Below are 18308 nucleotides of genomic sequence, written 5' to 3'. Positions count from 1 at the left end.
CTCACCGACACCCGCCCCGCACGCATCGCCCACCGCCACTCGCCCTCCCCAACGCCGATCCCATAGGCACCCCCTCGCCCACCACCCGTCCCGCCCACCGGAGTTCGCCACCCCCACGCCCCTAACCCCCTTCGCCCCCACCCCGAATCAACTCCCGCAACCGCTCCCACCCCCGCTCGTACGAGAACGCCTCCGCTCCCCACCGCAGCGCCGGCACGGTCCGCACCCACCCCGACGGGTCCCGCTCCAGGACATGCACCTCGGCGATCCGTCGCCGCCCGGCCCGGTCCCGTACGAGATGCAGGACCACCGACAGGGCCGCCGCCAACTGGCTGTGCAGCGCGGCCCGGTCGAGGCCGGCGGCCGTGCCCAGGGCCTCCAGGCGGGCGGGGACATCGGCCGCCGCGTTCGCGTGGACGGTCCCGCAGCCGCCCTCGTGGCCCGTATTGAGCGCGGCGAGGAGGTGGAGAACCTCAGGGCCGCGGACCTCGCCGACGACAAGCCGGTCCGGCCGCATCCGGAGTGCCTGGCGGACCAGGTCCTGGAGCGTGACGAGTCCGGCGCCCTCCTGGTTGGCGGGTCTGCTCTCCAGCCGTACGACGTGGGGGTGGTCCGGTTTCAGCTCCGCCGAGTCCTCGGCGAGCACGATCCGCTCGCCGGGTCCGACCGACCCGAGCAGCGCGCTGAGCAGTGTCGTCTTGCCGCTGCCGGTTCCGCCGCTGATCAGGAAGGAGAGCCGCGCCTCGATCAGGGCCCGCAGGACGCGGTCCCCGCCGGGCGGCACCGTGCCCGCCGCGACCAGTTCGTCGAGCGTGAACGCGCGCGGTCGTACGACGCGGAGCGACAGGCAGGTGCAGCCGACGGCGACCGGGGGCAGTACGGCGTGCAGGCGGGTGCCGTCGGGCAACCGGGCGTCGGCCCAGGGACGGGCGTCGTCCAGTCGGCGTCCGGCGACCGCGGCCAGGCGCTGTGCGAGGCGTCGTACGGCGGCGGCGTCCGGGAAGGAGACGGTGGTCAGTTCGAGGCCGCCGCCCCGGTCGACCCACACCCGGTCCGGGGCCGACACGAGGACGTCGGTGACCGAGGGGTCGGCGAGGAGGGACTCCAGCGGGCCGCTGCCCACCAGTTCGGACCGCAACTGCTCGGCGGCGCCGAGGACTTCGGCGTCCCCCAGTACCCGCCCCTGCTCCCGCAGTGCCTGCGCCACTCGCGCGGGCGTCGGCTCACCCCCGCTCTCGGCCAGCCACCGCCGCACACCGTCGAGCAGCCCGGCAGGCATCTCCGCCCCGCCGCCCGTCTCGACCTCACGCGAAGCCCATCGCCCCGGAGCACCCGCCGAATCCCGCACCCGCTCAGGCCCGACAGCCCCGGTCGCCCGGATCTCACCCGAAGCCCGCCGAGCCGAAACCCCCACCGCATCCCGCACCCGCTCAGGTCCGACAGCCGCCCCGCTCACCCCGGCCGCGCCCGAAGCCCACCGCGCCGAAACGCCTGCCTCCTCCAGCCCGACCGCCCCACTCGCCGGGACCCCTGCCGGACCTCCGTCCGCAAGAGCCACGCCCCTCCACTCGGCCGCTGCACCGCCCTCCCCCAAGGACGCGCCCCTCAACGCCCCCGCCGAACCACCCGCCCCCGGGAGCCCAGGCAAACCGCCCCCCAGGCCCCCCGCCGAACCACTCCGGGAGGAGAGCGCACCGCCCCTCTCGGAATTCCCCGCGCGCCTCATCAACCCCCTCATACGCCACCCACCTCGACCAACGCCCGCTCCAGGAACTCCCGGCAGAACCGCGCCAACGGCCCCCTGCCCGCCGCCCCAGGCGGCGCCTTGCCCTCGTGCGGCCGCAACAGCCCCGATTCGACCGGCACTTCGCCGGCCAGTGGCAGGCCGAGCAGGCGGGACACCTCGCGGTCGTCGAGGCCGGGGGCGTACGGGCCCCTTACGGCCACGCGGAGGTCGCGCAGGACCATGCCGACGGCGGAGGCCACCCGTCCGGCCGCCGCCACGGCGCGCAGTTCGGCGGGGACCACGAGGAGACCGACGTCGAGTTGGGCGAGGGCCTCGGCGACCCCGTCGTCGAGACGGCGGGGCAGGTCGACGACGACCGTGCCGCCGCGCCTTCTGGCCGCGGCGAGCACCGCGCGGACCGCCTGGGGCGGGATGGCGACGCAGTCGCCGCGGTCCCAGCTGAGCACCCGGAGCGAGTGGAGTTCCGGAAGGGACTCCTCCAGGGCGCCGCCGCCGACCCGGCCGCGCGAGGCGGCGAACGCGGGCCAGCGCAGGCCCTGGGCGGTCTCTCCGCCGAGGAGTACGTCGAGTCCGCCGCCCAGGGGATCCGCGTCCACGAGGAGCGTGCGCAGTCCCTCGCGCGCCGAGGTGACGGCGAGGGCACACGCGAGCGTGGACGCTCCGGCCCCGCCGCGTCCGCCGATGACGCCCACGGTGAGCGCGGGGCGGCCGACGCCCTCGGCCACGTCGGCGATGCGGTCGACCAGCCACTGTTCGCCGTCGGGCAGCATCAGGACGTGATCGGCGCCGATCTCGACGGCCCGCCGCCAGACCCCGGAGTCGTCCTGGTCCCGGCCGACCAGCACCACCCCGCGGCGGCGGGCGGCCCCGCGCACCCGGCGGGCCGCGTCGTCGCCGACCAGGACGAGCGGTGCCGTCTCCCAGCCGCCCCGGCGCTCCGGCACCCCGTGATGGACCTCGGGGGTCGCTCCGGCCGCCGCGCACAGCCGCAGCAGGTCGTCGAGGAGTTCGACGTCCTCGGTGACGATCAGCGGTCCGCCCTGTCGTCCTCCGGCGGGAGGCGGCGGATCGTGTGTGACAGTTCCGGCCATGTTTTCCATCCCCCATCGTTCTGCTTCTCCCACGTGGCCCCTGCGGCCCCGCGATTCCCAAACGTGTGAAGAACCGGTGACCGGCCTCCCTGTGCACGGCCGACAGAAACCGGCCGAACGCGTCCGACAAACGGAACCGGCCATGAACTCGCCGCGAGCGAGGACGCGTGGGAATCACGGTGCGGGCTTCACGGAAATCGTGTGGATCTTGGTCGAAAACCGTGGACAACTCAGGGCCTGTGAATATCGCCCTCACCCATACCGGTGACCCCTGTACCGGTCTCTGTGCGAGTTCCGCAACGCAGTCCACCAACTACACAAAGTGACGAGTTCTGGGCATGAAAAAGAGGCGGCACCAGCCGCCTCGGGTTGGCCTCACGACCATGTACAGGAGGGGAAAAAGCGTCCGGACATGCGACGACCCCCACCGGGGGGGAGAGTGGGGGTCGCCTTCACGGCCGACTCGGGGGGGGGAGGAGCCGGGCCGCGTTAGCACGGTCGCGAACGATCCGTGACTTCCATGGTGTACCCGAGAGGCCTCTCAGGCAAACCCACGCGCCTCACCTTACGCCGAATGGGCTGCGCCTATGCTCTGGGTTGTGGAAAGCCACTCCTTGCCCCGCACAGCAGCCTTCTTTGACCTGGACAAGACGGTCATTGCGAAGTCGAGCACGCTCACCTTCGGCAAGTCCTTCTACCAAGGCGGACTGATCAACCGCAGGGCCGCCCTGCGGACCGCCTATGCGCAGTTCGTCTTCCTCACCGGCGGCGCCGACCACGACCAGATGGAGCGGATGCGCAAGTACCTGTCCGCACTCTGCCGCGGCTGGAACGTCCAGCAGGTCAAGGAGATCGTCGCCGAGACACTGCACGACCTGATCGACCCGATCATCTACGACGAGGCCGCCTCCCTCATCGAGGAGCACCACTCGGCCGGCCGCGACGTCGTGATCGTGTCCACGTCCGGCGCCGAGGTGGTCGAGCCGATCGGTGAACTCCTGGGCGCGGACCGGGTGGTGGCGACCCGCATGGTCGTGGGCGACGACGGCTGCTTCACGGGCGAGGTGGAGTACTACGCGTACGGCCCGACGAAGGCCGAGGCCGTCAAGGAGCTGGCCCAGTCCGAGGGATACGACCTCGACCGCTGCTACGCCTACAGCGACTCGGCGACGGATGTGCCGATGCTGGAGTCCGTGGGCCACCCCTATGCCGTGAACCCGGACCGCGCCCTGCGCCGCGAAGCACTCGCGCGCGGGTGGCCGATTCTGGACTTCAACCGCCCGGTCCGGCTCAAGCAGCGGCTGCCCGCGCTCTCCGTACCACCCCGCCCGGCGCTGGTCGTGGCCGCGGCCGTGGGCGCGGCGGCGGCCACGGCGGGGCTCGTCTGGTACGCGAGCCGACGCAGGGCGACGACCGTTTAGGGCGTTTGATTACCCTTTGAAGGTAAAAGTAAAGAACCGCGGCCAGGGGTTCCGCTTCCTCCAGGGCTGGAGTACAAAGGATTCAACGGCCCGCGAGACCAAGGACATCCGAAAGGATCACCTTAATAACGCATTTGGCCCACGGACCGCGCATGAACACCGAGCACCCACGCGACGTCGACCCGTCGATTACGGGCCAGCCGCACCAGGTGACGGGCAAGGATCCCGGCCTGATGGGCAATATTTCGAGGACGCTTGGTAACCCGGTGGAACATGCCAGCGGCGGTACGAATCCTCGTACCGCCGCACCCTTGTGAAGGCCCTCTCCGTAGAGGGCCTTTTTCCTGTCCGGCGATGTCAGGCGGCTCCGCGCTGCAGCGCCTCGCACACCGCCGTCGACTCGCGCGCTCCCAGCTCGACCGCCCTGCCGCAGTGGGCGATCCAGGCGGCCATGCCCTCCGGGGTGCCGGAGACATAGCCGTCCAGCGCCGCCAGATAGGCCGCGCGTCCCAGATCGGCGTGGCCGACCTCCGCCGGGCAGACGGACTTCGGGTCGAGACCGCTGCCGATGAGGACGATCCGCTCGGCCGTCCGCGCGACGAGGCCGTTGTGGGAGGCGAAGGGGCGCAGCGCGAGCAGTTCGCCGTGCACGACGGCGGCCGTCACCAGCGCGGGTGCCGAACCGCCGGCGATGATCAGCTCCGAGAGCCCCTCCAGGCGCCCCGACACCTCGGCCGCACTGGGCAGCGGCAGTTCGACGAGCGGCTCGTCGACCGGCTCCCCCTGCTGTCGCGGCCGTCCGACCTCGTCGCCGTCGCTCGCGGCGGCCACCAGGTGCAGCCGGGCGAGCACCCTGAGGGGCGACTGCCGCCAGATGGACAGCAGTTGGCCCGCCTCGGCGCTCAACCGCAGGGCCGCGCCCATCGTGCGGGCCTCCGCGTCGCCGCTGAAGTCGGTACGCCGGCGCACCTCTTCGAGGGCCCAGTCGGCCCCGGACAGCGCGGCGGAACCGCGGGCTCCGCGCAGCGCGGCCTCGGCGGTGATCTCGTTGCTGCGGCGCCGCATGACCCGGTGCCCGTAGACCCGGTCCACGGCCTTGCGCATGGACTCGACGGACTCGGCCACTGTGGGCAGCGCGCCCAGGGCCGCGAGCGGATCGGCGGTCGCACCTGTCGTACTCATGAGTACGACAGTAGCCATTCCGGCGGCGCGCCCCACGATTGAGTGGTCTTCTTCACGCACACCTGACACGTACAGCTACTTCACGACTACGCTTCGTGAACATGAAAATTGCTTTCGTCGGGAAGGGCGGCAGCGGCAAGACCACGCTGTCCTCCCTGTTCGTCCGCCACCTCGCGGCCACCGCCCAACCGGTCGTCGCCGTCGACGCGGACATCAACCAGCACCTGGGCCCCGCCCTCGGCCTGGACGAGGCGGAGGCCGCCGCACTGCCCGCGCTGGGCGAACACCTCCCCCTGATCAAGGACTACCTGCGCGGCACCAACCCGCGCATCGCCTCGGCCGACACGATGATCAAGACGACCCCGCCCGGCGAGGGCTCCCGGCTGCTGCGGGTGCGCGGGGACAACCCGGTCTACGACGCCTGCGCGCGACCGGTGGAACTCGACGGCGGCGCCGCCCGTTTGATGGTCACGGGCCCCTTCACCGACGCCGACCTGGGGGTCTCCTGCTACCACTCCAAGACGGGAGCGGTGGAGCTGTGCCTGAACCACCTGGTGGACGGGCGCGACGAGTTCGTCGTGGTGGACATGACGGCGGGCTCGGACTCCTTCGCCTCCGGCATGTTCACTCGCTTCGACATCACGTTCCTCGTCGTCGAGCCGACCCGGAAGGGGGTCTCCGTCTATCGCCAGTACAAGGAGTACGCCCGCGACTTCGGAGTCGTCCTGAAGGTCGTCGGCAACAAGGTGCAGGGGCAGGACGACCTCGATTTCCTCCGCGCCGAGGTCGGGGACGACCTGCTCGTGACGGTGGGGCACTCGGACTGGGTGCGTGCCATGGAGAAGGGCCGGCCGCCCCGGTTCGAGCTCCTGGAGGACGCCAACCGACGTGCCCTGCGCCTGCTGGAGATCGCCGCCGACGCGACGTACGAACTGCGTGACTGGGAGCGCTACACGCAGCAGATGGTGCACTTCCACCTGAAGAACGCGCGCAGTTGGGGCGACGCGCGCACCGGGGCCGACCTGGCCGCGCAGGTCGACCCCGGTTTCGTACTCGACGAGAGCGTCACCGCCTCCGCGTGAGGCGCCCTCTCCCCGGTCCTGCCTACTGCTTGACCGCCGGCGCCCCGGGCACGCCCTTCGGGGCCGGTGCGGGGCGGCCGGTCAGGAAGGACGTCCAGCCCGGCTTCGGTGCCTCGCCGACGTTCAGGGTGCGCAGCTTGGCCAGGGTCCGCGGGTCCTGGGCGTCCAGCCAGTCGGCCAGTTGCCGGAAGGAGACACAGCGCGTCTCGGGCTTGTCGCAGACCTTCTCGATGACCTCGTCGAGGGCACGCATATAGGTGCCGCCGTTCCAGGACTCGAAGTGGTTGCCGATGACCAGGGGCGCGCGGTTGCCGTCGTAGGCGCGGTCGAAGCCCTTGAGCAGGCCGTCACGCATCTCGTCGCCCCACTGGTCGTACTTGTCGGGGTCGCCCTGGGTCAGGGTGCCGGACTGGTTGACCATGAAGTTGTAGTCCATGGTCAGCTGCTCGTAGGAGTGCCCGGGGAAGGGGACGAGCTGCATGGACAGGTCCCACAGCCCCTCCTTCTTCTTGGGCCAGATCTGGTCGTTGACCCCGCTGGTGTCGTAGCGGAAGCCCAACTGGCTCGCCGCCTTCATGAAGTTGGCCTGGCCCTCCAGGCAGGGTGTGCGGGCGCCGACGAGTTCCTTGTCGTAGTCGAAGGGCAGCGAAGACGCCTTCTTCATCCCGGAGTTGGTCTTCCAGGTCTTCACGAACTGCTTCGCCTGGGCGATCTCGCTCTTCCACTCGGCGACCGACCACTCGCCGACCCCGCCGTTCTTGCCGCAGAAGTGACCGTTGAAGTGGGTGCCGATCTCGTTGCCCTCCAGCCACGCCAGGCGCAGCTGCTTCACGGTGTCGGCGATGCCCTGCTCGTCATTGAAGCCGATGTCGGAGCTGCCGGGCGAGTGCTCCGGGGGCTTGTAGAGGTCGCGCTTGTCCTCCGGCAGCATGTACACGCCGCTGAGGAAGTACGTCATGTTCGCGTGGTTGGCCTTGGAGACCTTGCGGAAGTGGGAGAACAGCTTCTGGCTGTCCTCACCGGCACCGTCGAACGAGAAGACCACGAACTGCGGGGGCTTCTGACCGGGCTTGAGCCGCTCGGGTCTGGGCAGGTGCGGCTGCGCCCCGGTGTACGACGTGGAGCCGTCCCCGATCAGGCGGACTCCGCTCTTGGGTGCCGGGGCCGGCGCCGCCTTGTGCGGACCGTGCGCTCCGTGCGGGGATCCGTTGCCGATCGCGCAACCGGCGAGCGACGCGGCACAGGCCGCGGCGATCACGGCGCCCGCGGTGATCCTCTGGGTGGCGGCCATGTCCGCCCACCTTCTTCCTTCGTTCGGACCGACGCCGATCAGGGCGTTCTCTGGCGATGCGCCGGGAGTCCCGGCAGCGCCGCCAAGGTCGCATGGGGCCGAAGGTGGGATTAGTACGACAAGCCGATGAAATTCCGAGTTCACTCTCCGCGGTGACTTATTAGCCCATTTGAGCGCAAACCCTATGCTCGGCCTTTACTCTGCATTACGATCCATTTACCGAGCGTTGAGATATCCCGCCGCTGCACGCCGTGACCCACGGCCGCGACCGACCCCCGCCATCGACGGGGACCACCTGTTCCGCGACCGCGCTGCCCCGGAGGAGACGGGAACACATGTCAGCCTGCGTACCCACCCGCGCCACCGACTCGCATGCGAACGCGCATCGGACGAAGCGCGTCCACCCGCCCCACAGCCCGCCGCCGCCCCCGCACCGCCGTTTCCGTGTCGCGGGCGCGGACGTGTCCGCCTCCATCGCGGTCTTCCTGATCGCCCTGCCCCTGTCCCTCGGCATCGCCCTCGCCACCGGCGCGCCCCTCCAGGCCGGCCTGGTCGCCGCCGCCGCGGGCGGTCTCGTCGCCGGACTGCTCGGCGGCTGCCCCCTCCAGGTCAGCGGCCCGGCCGCCGGACTCACCGTGGTCACCGCCGACCTGATCCACCGTTACGGATGGCGTACGACCTGCGCGGTCACCGTCCTCGCCGGCCTCGCCCAACTCGCCCTGGGCTGCGTCCGCGTGGCCCGCACCGCGCTCGCCGTCAGCCCCGCGATCGTGCACGGCATGCTGGCCGGTATCGGTGTCACCATCGCCGTCGCCCAGGTACACATCGTCCTCGGCGGCACCCCGCAGAGCTCGGTCCTCGCCAACCTCCGCGCCCTGCCCGCCCAGTTGGCGCACCTGCACCCCGCCGACGTGGCGATGAGCGCGCTGACGCTGGCCCTTCTGCTGCTGTGGCCGCGCGTTCCCGGCCGGGTGGGACATCTGATGCGGAGGATCCCGGCCGCGCTCGTCGCCGTCGCCGGGGCCACCGCCACCGCCTCCCTCACCGGGCTGAGTCTGGCCAAGGTCGACCTGCCGTCCTGGAGCAGCCACGCGCTGGCCGGACTTCCCGAGGGACCGGTGCTCGGTATCGCCGCCGCCGTCCTCACCACCACGCTGGTGTGCAGCGTGCAGTCGCTGCTCGGCGCCGTCGCCGTGGACAAGCTGGTCGCCGGGCGGCCCGGGCTCTCCGCCCGCGTCGACCGCTCCGACCTGAACCGCGAGTTGCTGGGCCAGGGCGCCGCCAACATCGTCTCCGGCGCCCTCGGCGGACTGCCGGTCGCGGGGGTCGCCGTACGGAGTTCGGCGAATGTGCAAGCCGGTGCCGTGAGCCGGAACTCCACGATGCTGCACGGCGTTCTCGTAGTGATCGCCGCGCTGCTGATGGTCCCGGTGCTGGAGCTGATTCCCCTCGCTTCGCTCGCCGCACTCGTGATGGCCGTCGGTATCCAGATGGTGTCCCTGCACCACATCCGCACGGTGACTCGCCACCGAGAAGTACTGGTCTACGCCGTCACCACCCTCGGCGTGGTGTTCCTCGGTGTCCTGGAGGGCGTGCTCCTCGGGGTCACCGTGGCCGTCGCCGTCGCCCTCAACCGCCTTGCCCACACCCGCATCACGCACGACGAGAAGGAAGGAGTCCATCACGTACACGTCCGAGGACAGCTGACGTTCCTCGCGGTGCCGCGGCTCAGCCGCACCCTGCATCTCGTACCCCAGGGCGCCCACGTCGTCGTGGAGTTGGACGGTTCGTTCATGGACCACGCGGCGTACGAGTCGTTGCAGGACTGGCAGAACTCGCACACCGCGCGAGGCGGCTCCGCCGAACTGACCGGGCGGCGTACGGGAGTTCGGACCACCGAGCCGGGCTGCCCCGGGGACGAAGCGACACCGGCCGACACCCCGACCGGCACGACGAGCGGCACGACGACCGAAGCCCCGGCCCGCACCACGGCCAAGGCTCCGACCGACGAGCCGACGACGTCCACCGTCTGCCGCTGCCACCCCTGGACGCCCTGGCGCAACCACCAGTGCGACCACCCGCAGTCCGCCCCGCCGAGCGGACACCCCGGCGAGCCCACGGACCGTCCCGCACCCGGCGCCGCCACACCCGGCGACACCGGCACCGGACCCCACCCCGGGGCCGGCACCGGACCCAATCCCAATCCCAATCCCAGCCCCAGCCCCGGCCCCGGCGGTCACCAACTCGCCCGTGGTATCAGCGCGTTCCAGCGCCACACCGCCCCGCTCGTGCGGGGCGAGCTGGCCCGGCTGGCCAGGGAGGGGCAGCGGCCTTCGCAGCTCTTCCTTACCTGTGCCGACTCGCGGCTGGTGACGTCGATGATCACCTCCAGTGGTCCCGGCGACCTGTTCGTCGTGCGGAACGTGGGCAACCTCGTACCGCCGCCCGGCGAGGAGAGCGGGGACGACTCGGTGGCCGCCGCGATCGAGTACGCGGTGGACGTACTGCGCGTGAGATCGATCACGGTGTGCGGGCACTCGGGGTGCGGAGCCATGCAGGCGCTGCTCAACTCCGCGCCCGATTCCGTCAACTCCGCGCCCGGGGGCGCCCGGACGCCGCTCCAGCGGTGGCTGCGGCACGGGCGGCCGAGCCTGGAGCGGATGGCCGACGACAACCGGCCCTGGGCGCGGTTGGCAGGAAGGGCGCCCGCCGACGCCGTGGAGCAGCTGTGCCTGACCAATGTGGTGCAGCAGTTGGAGCATCTGCGGGGGCACGAGTCGGTGGCGCGGGCCCTGCGGGAGGGGACGTTGGAGCTGCACGGGATGTACTTCCACGTCGGTGAGGCGCAGGCGTACTTGCTGACCGGCATGGACGGGGACCAGTTGTTCGACGGAGTGGGGGTGGCGGACATGTCGGCCTGAACCTCGTTCACCCGGCGTCCGTGGGTACGAAGGACCCCCGCCACGCGTGTCACCCGCAGGTCCGATGACAGGTCTAAACCAATATTTCGGCGACCCTTGTCATCGGACCCCCGGGTCTGATGAGCTGGCCCGGGACACAACGGACACCCTGGGAAAGGCAGATGCCGTGAGCAATGAAAGCCTGGCCAACCTGCTCAAGGAAGAGCGCAGGTTCGCACCCCCCGCGGATCTGGCGGCGAACGCCAATGTCACGGCGGAGGCGTATGAGCAGGCCAAGGCTGACCGGCTCGGCTTCTGGGCCGCGCAGGCCCGCCGCCTGAGCTGGGCGAAGGAGCCGAGCGAGACGCTGGACTGGTCGAACCCGCCGTTCGCCAAGTGGTTCAAGGACGGCTCGCTCAACGTGGCGTACAACTGCGTGGACCGGCATGTCGAGGCGGGCAACGGCGACCGGGTCGCCATCCACTTCGAGGGCGAGCCCGGCGACAGCCGCGCGATCACCTACGCCGAGCTGAAGGACGAGGTCTCCAAGGCCGCGAACGCCCTGCTGGAGCTGGGAGTTCAGAAGGGCGACCGGGTCGCCGTCTACATGCCGATGATCCCGGAGACCGCGGTCGCGATGCTGGCCTGCGCGCGCATCGGCGCCGCGCACTCGGTGGTGTTCGGCGGTTTCTCGGCGGACGCGCTCGCGACCCGGATCCAGGACGCGGACGCCAAGGTCGTCATCACCTCGGACGGCGGCTGGCGGCGCGGCAAGCCGTCCGCGCTCAAGCCGGCCGTGGACGAGGCCCTCACCAAGGTGGACAACGTCGAACACGTGCTCGTCGTACGGCGTACCGGGCAGGAGGTCGCCTGGGACGACAGTCACGACGTCTGGTGGCACGAGATCGTCGACCGGCAGTCGGCGGAGCACACGCCCGAGGCGTTCGAGGCCGAGCAGCCGCTGTTCATCCTCTACACCTCCGGTACTACGGGTAAGCCCAAGGGCATCCTGCACACCTCCGGCGGCTACCTCACCCAGGCCGCGTACACCCACCACGCCGTCTTCGACCTCAAGCCGGAGACCGACGTCTACTGGTGCACGGCAGACGTCGGCTGGGTCACCGGTCACTCGTACATCGTCTACGGCCCGCTCGCGAACGGCGCGACCCAGGTCATGTACGAGGGCACCCCCGACACCCCGCACCAGGGCCGCTTCTGGGAGATCATCCAGAAGTACGGGGTGACGATCCTCTACACGGCGCCGACGGCGATCCGTACGTTCATGAAGTGGGGCGACGACATCCCCGCGAAGTTCGACCTGTCCTCCCTGCGCATCCTGGGCTCGGTCGGCGAGCCGATCAACCCCGAGGCGTGGATCTGGTACCGCAAGCACATCGGCGCCGACAGGACGCCGATCGTGGACACCTGGTGGCAGACCGAGACCGGCGCGATGATGATCTCGCCGCTGCCGGGCGTGACCGAGACGAAGCCCGGCTCCGCGCAGACCCCGCTGCCCGGCATCTCCGCGACGGTCGTCGACGACGAGGCCAATGAGGTGCCGAACGGCGGTGGCGGCTACCTGGTCCTCACCGAGCCGTGGCCGTCGATGCTGCGCACGATCTGGGGCGACGACCAGCGGTTCCTCGACACGTACTGGTCGCGTTTCGAGGGCAAGTACTTCGCCGGTGACGGCGCGAAGAAGGACGACGACGGCGACATCTGGCTGCTCGGCCGCGTGGACGACGTGATGCTCGTGTCCGGGCACAACATCTCCACCACCGAGGTCGAGTCCGCGCTCGTCTCGCACCCCTCCGTCGCCGAGGCGGCCGTGGTCGGCGCGGCGGACGAGACGACCGGGCAGGCGATCGTCGCGTTCGTCATCCTGCGCGGCACGGCGAACGCGGAGGACGAGAACCTGGTGGGCGACCTGCGCAACCACGTCGGCGCCGTCCTCGGCCCGATCGCCAAGCCCAAGCGTGTCCTCCCGGTGGCCGAGCTGCCGAAGACCCGCTCGGGCAAGATCATGCGCCGCCTGCTGCGGGACGTGGCGGAGAACCGTGAACTCGGAGACGTCACGACCCTGACCGACTCCTCCGTCATGAACCTCATCCAGGCGAAGCTCCCGGCGGCGCCGAGCGAGGACTGACAGTACGTCACTGAGGTGGACTTCCACGAGGGGTGCCCGGCGCAGCGCGCGCCGGGCACCCCTTTTAGGTAAACTAAGCAAAGAGTGACCCTCATGGTGTGCCGGGAAGTCTGGTCGGCGAGTGGTTCCGTCCTGCCCACCGACCGGAGGTTCCCCCGATGGCCGCGCCCCGCCCCACCCCCGCCCGCAAGGTGCTCGGACGACTGTCCCTGCCCGAGCGGAACTATGTCGCGGACGCGCTGCGCACCGAGACCGTCGGCGGTGTCCTCCTCCTGATCGCCGCGGTCACCGCGCTGATCTGGGCGAACGTCCCCGCGCTGCGCGACAGCTACGAAAGCGTCAGCCACTTCCACCTCGGCCCCAGCGCCCTCGGCCTGAACCTCTCGATCGCCCACTGGGCCGCCGACGGCCTCCTCGCCGTCTTCTTCTTCGTCGCCGGCATCGAGCTCAAGCGCGAACTCGTCGCCGGTGACCTGCGCGACCCCAAGGCCGCCGCCCTGCCCGTCGTGGCGGCCCTGTGCGGGATGGCCGTACCGGCACTCGTGTACACCCTCACGAACCTCACCGGTGGCGGCTCCCTCCAGGGCTGGGCGGTGCCGACCGCCACCGACATCGCCTTCGCGCTCGCCGTCCTCGCGGTGATCGGCACCTCCCTGCCGAGCGCCCTGCGCGCCTTCCTGCTCACCCTCGCCGTGGTCGACGACCTGTTCGCGATCCTGATCATCGCGATCTTCTTCACCGCCCGGATCGACTTCGTGGCCCTGGGCGGGGCCGCCGTCGGCCTGGCCGTCTTCTGGCTGCTGCTGCGCCGGGGCGTGCGCGGCTGGTACGTCTACGTCCCGCTCGCGCTGGTGATCTGGGCGCTGATGTACAACAGCGGCGTCCACGCCACGGTCGCCGGTGTCGCGATGGGCCTGATGCTGCGCTGCACCACCCGCGAGGACGAGAAGCACTCCCCCGGCGAGCACGTCGAACATCTCGTACGGCCCCTGTCGGCGGGCCTCGCGGTGCCGCTGTTCGCCCTGTTCAGCGCGGGGGTCGCCATCTCGGGCGGCGCGCTGGGCGACGTATTCACCAAACCGGAGACCCTCGGCGTGGTCCTCGGACTGGTCGTGGGAAAGGCGTTCGGCATCTTCGGCGGGACCTGGCTGACGGCCCGTTTCACCCGGGCCTCGCTCAGCGACGACCTCGCCTGGCCGGACGTGTTCGCGGTCGCCTCGCTGGCCGGCATCGGCTTCACCGTGTCGCTGCTCATCGGGGAACTCGCGTTCGACGGCGACCAGGTGCTCACCGACGAGGTCAAGGCGGCCGTCCTCGTCGGCTCCCTCGTCGCCGCGCTCTGCGCGACCGTGTTGCTCAAGCTGCGCAACGCCCGGTACCGCAGGATGTACGAGGACGAGGAGCGCGACGAGGATCTCGACGGCATCCCCGACATCTACGAGCAGGACGACCCGGCGTACCACCTGCGCATGGCCGAACTCCACGACCGCAAGGCCGCCGAGCACCGCAGGATCGCCGCGGAGAAGGCCGCCGAGCAGCGGCGCGGGCTTGCCGAAGTGCCGGGCGGGGCAGGCGGGGACAACGACGGTCCGGCATGATCTGACCAGACGGTGCACACACATGCCGGTACACACATATTGCGGTTCACACACATGCGGAAGAGGGAGTACGCGATGAGCGCACCCGACGGCAGCCCGGTCGGCGCCGAACGCAGCATCGGCCAGCTGTTCGCCTCGGCGACGACCGAGATGTCCGCGCTGGTGCACGACGAGATCGCGCTGGCCAAGGCGCAGCTCAAGCAGGACGTCAAGCGCGGCGCGGTGAGCGGCGGCGCGTTCACGGTCGCCGCGGTGGTCCTGCTGTTCTCCCTGCCGATGCTCAACTTCGCGCTGGCGTACGGCATCCGTACCTGGAGCGGCTGGAACATGGCGCTCTGCTTTCTGCTCTCCTTCGCCGCGAACGTGCTCGTCGCGGTCGTCCTCGGGCTGATCGGCGTGGCCTTCGCGAAGAAGGCCGCCAAGAGCAAGGGCCCGCAGAAGGTGGCCGCGTCGGTCAAGGAGACCGCGGGTGTCCTCGGCAACGCCAAGCCGCATCCCCGCGCGGCGATCGAGGACCGTGTCCCCGAAGCCATCGAGGCTGTGGCACGCTCGTCCTCATGACGGACCCCGCCAATCCTTGGGCGCAACCTGCTTCGGTCGTACGGCTCGACATCCCCGGCGGGCGCGAGGTGACCCACCGGGACGTCGCGGCCAACGGCGCGCGCTTCCACATCGCGGAGGTGGGCGACGGACCGCTGGTGCTGCTGCTGCACGGCTTCCCCCAGTTCTGGTGGACCTGGCGGCACCAGCTCGGCGCGCTGGCCGACGCCGGGTTCCGGGCCGTCGCCATGGACCTGCGGGGCGTCGGCGGCAGCGACCGCACCCCGCGCGGCTACGACCCCGCCAACCTCGCCCTCGACATCACCGGCGTGATCCGCTCCCTCGGCGAGCCGGACGCCGCGCTCGTCGGCCACGACCTCGGCGGCTATCTGGCCTGGACGGCCGCCGCGATGCGCCCCAAGCTGGTGCGCCGGCTCGCCGTCTCCTCGATGCCGCACCCCCGGCGCTGGCGCTCCGCGATGCTCTCCGACGTCAAGCAGTCGACCGCGAGTTCCTACATCTGGGGGTTCCAGCGCCCCTGGCTCCCCGAGCGGCAACTGATCGCCGACGACGCCGAGTTGGTGGGCGAGCTGATCCGCGACTGGTCGGGCCCGAGCCTCCCGGACGACGAGGCGGTCGAGGCGTACCGGCGGGCCATGCTGATCCCGTCGACCGCGCACTGCTCGATCGAGCCGTACCGCTGGATGGTGCGCTCGATGGCACGCCCGGACGGCATCCAGTTCAACCGGCGCATGAAGCGGCCGGTGCGGGTGCCGACCCTGCATCTGCACGGCTCGCTCGACCCGGTGCTGCGCACCCGCAGCGCGGCGGGATCCGGGGAGTACGTCGAAGCGCCGTACCGCTGGCGGCTGTTCGACGGTCTCGGGCACTTCCCGCACGAGGAGGACCCGGTGGTGTTCTCCACCGAACTGGTCAACTGGCTGAAGGATCCCGAGCCCGATCGGTGACCGATCAGTGACCGTTCCGCCGCGCCCGGTATCCGGATCTGAACACCTGTACTACGAACGGCCACTTGCCTCGCGCATACGCCAATTGGGGCCCCAAGGGGTGGTTATCGACCTTGGGGCAGGGGCAGAGGTCGGGGTATGGGCTGGACGCACGACTACAGTGACGCAGCACGCAATCGCCGCTCGGACCATGGTCTGAGCTCCCACCAGCGAGGCGCCCCGCAACTCCAGGGCACAGACCTCAGGGTGGGGATCCCGCGCATTCTGCGCCGCCGGGCCCGCTGGGTCTCGGTACGGCTGCGTCACCCACGAGGCTGACGCACCCACCTCTGCACGCGCACCCACCTCCGCACAGCGACCCGGCGCCTCACAGCGCGCAACTGTCGCTGCCCACCTGCTCGGTGGCGGTACGCCCCTTGACGACGTCCTCCTGGATCTCGTCCGCGGTGAGCGCGTACCCGGTGTCGGGGTCGTCGAGGGACTTCGCGAAGACCACGCCGTACACCTTGCCCTCGGGCGTGAGCAGCGGGCCGCCGGAGTTGCCCTGGCGGACGGTCGCGTAGAGCGAGTACACATCGCGGCGGACCGTACCGCGGTGGTAGATGTCCGGGCCGTTGGCCGTGATGCGTCCCCGCACGCGTGCGGCCCGGACGTCGTACGACCCGTTCTCCGGGTAGCCGGCGACGATCGCGCTGTTGCCGCTCGTGGCGTCCTTGGTCGCGAACTGGAGGGAGCGCGCCTTCAGGTCCGGTACGTCGAGTACGGCGATGTCGCGGTGCCAGTCGTAGAGGACGACCTTGGCGTCGTACTTCCGGCCCTGGCCGCCTATCTGGACGGTGGGTTCGTCGACGCCGCCGACGACGTGCGCGTTGGTCATGACGCGGCGGTCGCCGAAGACGAAGCCGCTGCCCTCCAGGACCTTGCCGCAGCTCTGGGCGGTGCCCATGACCTTGACGATGGACTGCTGGGCGCGGGTGGCGACCGCGCTGGAGGCGAGGGCCGGGTCGGGGGGCTGGACGTCGTTGATCGGCTCGTTCGCGAACGGGCTGAAGACCTGCGGGAAGCCGTTCTGCGCGAGGACGGAGGAGAAGTCCGCGAACCAGGTGTCGGCCTGCGCGGGCAGCGCGCGGGAAACCCCCAGCAGCACCTTGGAGTTGCGGACCTCCTTGCCGAGCGTCGGCAGGGTGGTGCCGGCCAGCGCCGAGCCGATCAGCCAGGCCACCAGGAGCATCGCGATGACGTTGACGAGGGCGCCGCCGGTCGCGTCCAGGGCGCGGGCCGGGGACCAGGTGATGTACCGGCGCAGCTTGTTGCCCAGGTGGGTGGTCAGGGCCTGGCCGACGGAGGCGCAGACGATGACGATGATGACCGCGACGACGGCCGCGGTCGTGCTGACCTCTGAGTTGTCGGTCAGCGCGTCCCAGATGACGGGCAGCGTGTAGACGGCGACGAGACCGCCGCCCAGGAACCCGATCACCGACAAAATGCCGACGACGAACCCCTGGCGATAGCCCACGATCGCGAACCACACGGCGGCGACCAGCAACAGGATGTCCAGCACATTCACGACGGACACCTTGTCATGACCGCCAGTCGAGCGGGACCTGCTTCTCGCGGTCCCAGGGGCGCTCCCAGCCCGAGTAGTGCAGCAGGCGGTCGATGACTCCGGCCGTGAAACCCCAGACGAGTGCCGATTCGACCAGAAATGCCGGACCCAGGAAGCCGCTGGGGTGCGAGACCGTGACTCTGTTGGCCGGATCCGTGAGATCCGCCACGGGGACCGTGAACACGCGGGCCGTCTCGTCCGGGTCGACCACGCCCACCGGCGTCGGCTCCCGCCACCAGCCCAGCACCGGCGTCACCACGAAGCCGCTCACCGGGATGTACAGCTTGGGCAGCACCCCGAAGACCTGCACTCCGGCCGGGTCTAGCCCGGTCTCCTCCTCGGCCTCGCGCAGAGCGGCCCGCAGTGGCCCGTCGCCCGCCGGGTCGCCGTCCTCGGGGTCGAGGGCACCGCCCGGGAAGGACGGCTGCCCGGCATGGGACCGGAGCGAGGTCGACCGCTCCATGAGCAGCAGCTCGGGCCCCTGATCGCCCTCCCCAAAGAGGATCAGCACCGCCGACTGCCGCCCCGCCCCGTCCTCCGGCGGCAGGAACCGGCTCAGCTGCAGCGGCTCGACCGTCTCCACGGCGTGCACCACCGGGTCCAGCCAGTCCGGCAGCCCCTCCTTGCTGAGCACCACACCCTGGGTATTGCTCGCGCGTGTCATCCCCCACCCCCGTTCCCACTGATCAACGCCCGATACCTCCGCGATCGTTCCGTCATCCGGCCCCCGACATCG

At 70.7% G+C, this 18308-nt stretch carries 15 protein-coding genes; 9 read left to right on the top strand and 6 right to left on the bottom strand.

Annotation, left to right across the window (positions count from 1 at the left end):
* Window positions 1-121: 121 nt before the first annotated feature.
* Both ACIQBL_RS23800 and ssd read right to left on the bottom strand, forming a co-directional pair.
* Window positions 122-1279, bottom strand: a complete 1158-nt coding sequence (locus ACIQBL_RS23800) for a TadA family conjugal transfer-associated ATPase (RefSeq protein ID WP_401944799.1) — start codon at window positions 1277-1279, stop codon at window positions 122-124.
* A gap of 455 nt (window positions 1280-1734) precedes the next feature.
* Window positions 1735-2838, bottom strand: coding sequence for a septum site-determining protein Ssd (gene ssd, locus ACIQBL_RS23795; protein ID WP_401944797.1), 1104 nt, complete (start codon window positions 2836-2838; stop codon window positions 1735-1737).
* 587 nt (window positions 2839-3425) lie between these two features.
* Between ssd and ACIQBL_RS23790 the strand changes: the two genes are divergently transcribed.
* Both ACIQBL_RS23790 and ACIQBL_RS23785 read left to right on the top strand, forming a co-directional pair.
* Window positions 3426-4259, top strand: a complete 834-nt coding sequence (locus tag ACIQBL_RS23790; RefSeq protein WP_401944795.1) for an HAD family hydrolase — start codon at window positions 3426-3428, stop codon at window positions 4257-4259.
* A 152-nt stretch (window positions 4260-4411) separates the two neighbouring features.
* Window positions 4412-4576, top strand: a complete 165-nt coding sequence (locus ACIQBL_RS23785; RefSeq protein WP_401944793.1) for a hypothetical protein — start codon at window positions 4412-4414, stop codon at window positions 4574-4576.
* 40 nt (window positions 4577-4616) lie between these two features.
* On the opposite strand, the gene ACIQBL_RS23780 is transcribed toward ACIQBL_RS23785, so the two are convergent.
* A complete protein-coding gene (locus ACIQBL_RS23780) occupies window positions 4617-5441 on the bottom strand; it encodes an oxidoreductase (protein ID WP_401944791.1) in 825 nt (274 codons plus the stop codon).
* Window positions 5442-5542: 101 nt separating this feature from the next.
* Here ACIQBL_RS23780 and ACIQBL_RS23775 point away from each other — a divergent pair, with 101 nt between their 5' ends.
* Window positions 5543-6523 carry an ATP-binding protein gene (locus tag ACIQBL_RS23775; protein WP_401944789.1) on the top strand — a complete coding sequence of 327 codons (981 nt, stop codon included), beginning with the start codon at window positions 5543-5545 and terminating at the stop codon, window positions 6521-6523.
* Between the two features lie 22 nt (window positions 6524-6545).
* Here ACIQBL_RS23775 and ACIQBL_RS23770 read toward each other — a convergent pair whose 3' ends face one another.
* Complete coding sequence (locus ACIQBL_RS23770) at window positions 6546-7814, bottom strand: hypothetical protein (RefSeq protein WP_401944788.1); 1269 nt, start codon at window positions 7812-7814, stop codon at window positions 6546-6548.
* Between the two features lie 335 nt (window positions 7815-8149).
* Here ACIQBL_RS23770 and ACIQBL_RS23765 point away from each other — a divergent pair, with 335 nt between their 5' ends.
* The 6 genes from ACIQBL_RS23765 (at window position 8150) to ACIQBL_RS23740 (ending at window position 16284) form a co-directional block, all read left to right on the top strand.
* A complete protein-coding gene (locus tag ACIQBL_RS23765) occupies window positions 8150-10735 on the top strand; it encodes a bifunctional SulP family inorganic anion transporter/carbonic anhydrase (protein WP_401944786.1) in 2586 nt (861 codons plus the stop codon).
* Window positions 10736-10901: 166 nt separating this feature from the next.
* Window positions 10902-12860: an acetate--CoA ligase gene (acs, locus tag ACIQBL_RS23760; RefSeq protein WP_401944784.1), complete on the top strand. Its 1959-nt coding sequence runs from the start codon at window positions 10902-10904 to the stop codon at window positions 12858-12860.
* Window positions 12861-13018: 158 nt separating this feature from the next.
* On the top strand, window positions 13019-14458 hold the full coding sequence (nhaA, locus tag ACIQBL_RS23755) for a Na+/H+ antiporter NhaA (RefSeq protein ID WP_401944783.1): 1440 nt from the start codon (window positions 13019-13021) through the stop codon (window positions 14456-14458).
* 75 nt (window positions 14459-14533) lie between these two features.
* Window positions 14534-15019 carry a phage holin family protein gene (locus ACIQBL_RS23750; RefSeq protein WP_401944782.1) on the top strand — a complete coding sequence of 162 codons (486 nt, stop codon included), beginning with the start codon at window positions 14534-14536 and terminating at the stop codon, window positions 15017-15019.
* A complete protein-coding gene (locus ACIQBL_RS23745) occupies window positions 15016-15966 on the top strand; it encodes an alpha/beta fold hydrolase (protein ID WP_401944781.1) in 951 nt (316 codons plus the stop codon). The genes ACIQBL_RS23750 and ACIQBL_RS23745 overlap by 4 nt, the downstream gene beginning before the upstream one ends.
* A 138-nt stretch (window positions 15967-16104) precedes the next feature.
* A complete protein-coding gene (locus tag ACIQBL_RS23740) occupies window positions 16105-16284 on the top strand; it encodes a hypothetical protein (protein ID WP_078623198.1) in 180 nt (59 codons plus the stop codon).
* A gap of 49 nt (window positions 16285-16333) precedes the next feature.
* Here ACIQBL_RS23740 and ACIQBL_RS23735 read toward each other — a convergent pair whose 3' ends face one another.
* Both ACIQBL_RS23735 and ACIQBL_RS23730 read right to left on the bottom strand, forming a co-directional pair.
* On the bottom strand, window positions 16334-17533 hold the full coding sequence (locus tag ACIQBL_RS23735; RefSeq protein WP_401944779.1) for a MarP family serine protease: 1200 nt from the start codon (window positions 17531-17533) through the stop codon (window positions 16334-16336).
* A 13-nt stretch (window positions 17534-17546) separates the two neighbouring features.
* The gene (locus ACIQBL_RS23730) at window positions 17547-18236 is read right to left on the bottom strand and encodes an NUDIX hydrolase (RefSeq protein ID WP_401944778.1); all 690 of its coding nucleotides are present in this window, start codon (window positions 18234-18236) and stop codon (window positions 17547-17549) included.
* Window positions 18237-18308: the final 72 nt, after the last annotated feature.

This window comes from Streptomyces sp. NPDC088350 (genome assembly GCF_044753545.1).
GTDB lineage: Bacteria > Actinomycetota > Actinomycetes > Streptomycetales > Streptomycetaceae > Streptomyces.
This window is presented reverse-complemented; position numbering and strand designations above follow the sequence as displayed.

Bases quoted from the DNA above. Each gene is read 5' to 3' on its own strand.
- ACIQBL_RS23800 (WP_401944799.1), bottom strand. From the start codon at position 1,279: ATGCCTGCCGGGCTGCTCGACGGTGTGCGGCGGTGGCTGGCCGAGAGC.
- ssd (WP_401944797.1), bottom strand. From the start codon at position 2,838: ATGGCCGGAACTGTCACACACGATCCGCCGCCTCCCGCCGGAGGACGA.
- ACIQBL_RS23790 (WP_401944795.1), top strand. From the start codon at position 3,426: ATGCTCTGGGTTGTGGAAAGCCACTCCTTGCCCCGCACAGCAGCCTTC.
- ACIQBL_RS23785 (WP_401944793.1), top strand. From the start codon at position 4,412: ATGAACACCGAGCACCCACGCGACGTCGACCCGTCGATTACGGGCCAG.
- ACIQBL_RS23780 (WP_401944791.1), bottom strand. From the start codon at position 5,441: ATGAGTACGACAGGTGCGACCGCCGATCCGCTCGCGGCCCTGGGCGCG.
- ACIQBL_RS23775 (WP_401944789.1), top strand. From the start codon at position 5,543: ATGAAAATTGCTTTCGTCGGGAAGGGCGGCAGCGGCAAGACCACGCTG.
- ACIQBL_RS23770 (WP_401944788.1), bottom strand. From the start codon at position 7,814: ATGGCCGCCACCCAGAGGATCACCGCGGGCGCCGTGATCGCCGCGGCC.
- ACIQBL_RS23765 (WP_401944786.1), top strand. From the start codon at position 8,150: ATGTCAGCCTGCGTACCCACCCGCGCCACCGACTCGCATGCGAACGCG.
- nhaA (WP_401944783.1), top strand. From the start codon at position 13,019: ATGGCCGCGCCCCGCCCCACCCCCGCCCGCAAGGTGCTCGGACGACTG.
- ACIQBL_RS23750 (WP_401944782.1), top strand. From the start codon at position 14,534: ATGAGCGCACCCGACGGCAGCCCGGTCGGCGCCGAACGCAGCATCGGC.
- ACIQBL_RS23745 (WP_401944781.1), top strand. From the start codon at position 15,016: ATGACGGACCCCGCCAATCCTTGGGCGCAACCTGCTTCGGTCGTACGG.
- ACIQBL_RS23740 (WP_078623198.1), top strand. From the start codon at position 16,105: ATGGGCTGGACGCACGACTACAGTGACGCAGCACGCAATCGCCGCTCG.
- ACIQBL_RS23730 (WP_401944778.1), bottom strand. From the start codon at position 18,236: ATGACACGCGCGAGCAATACCCAGGGTGTGGTGCTCAGCAAGGAGGGG.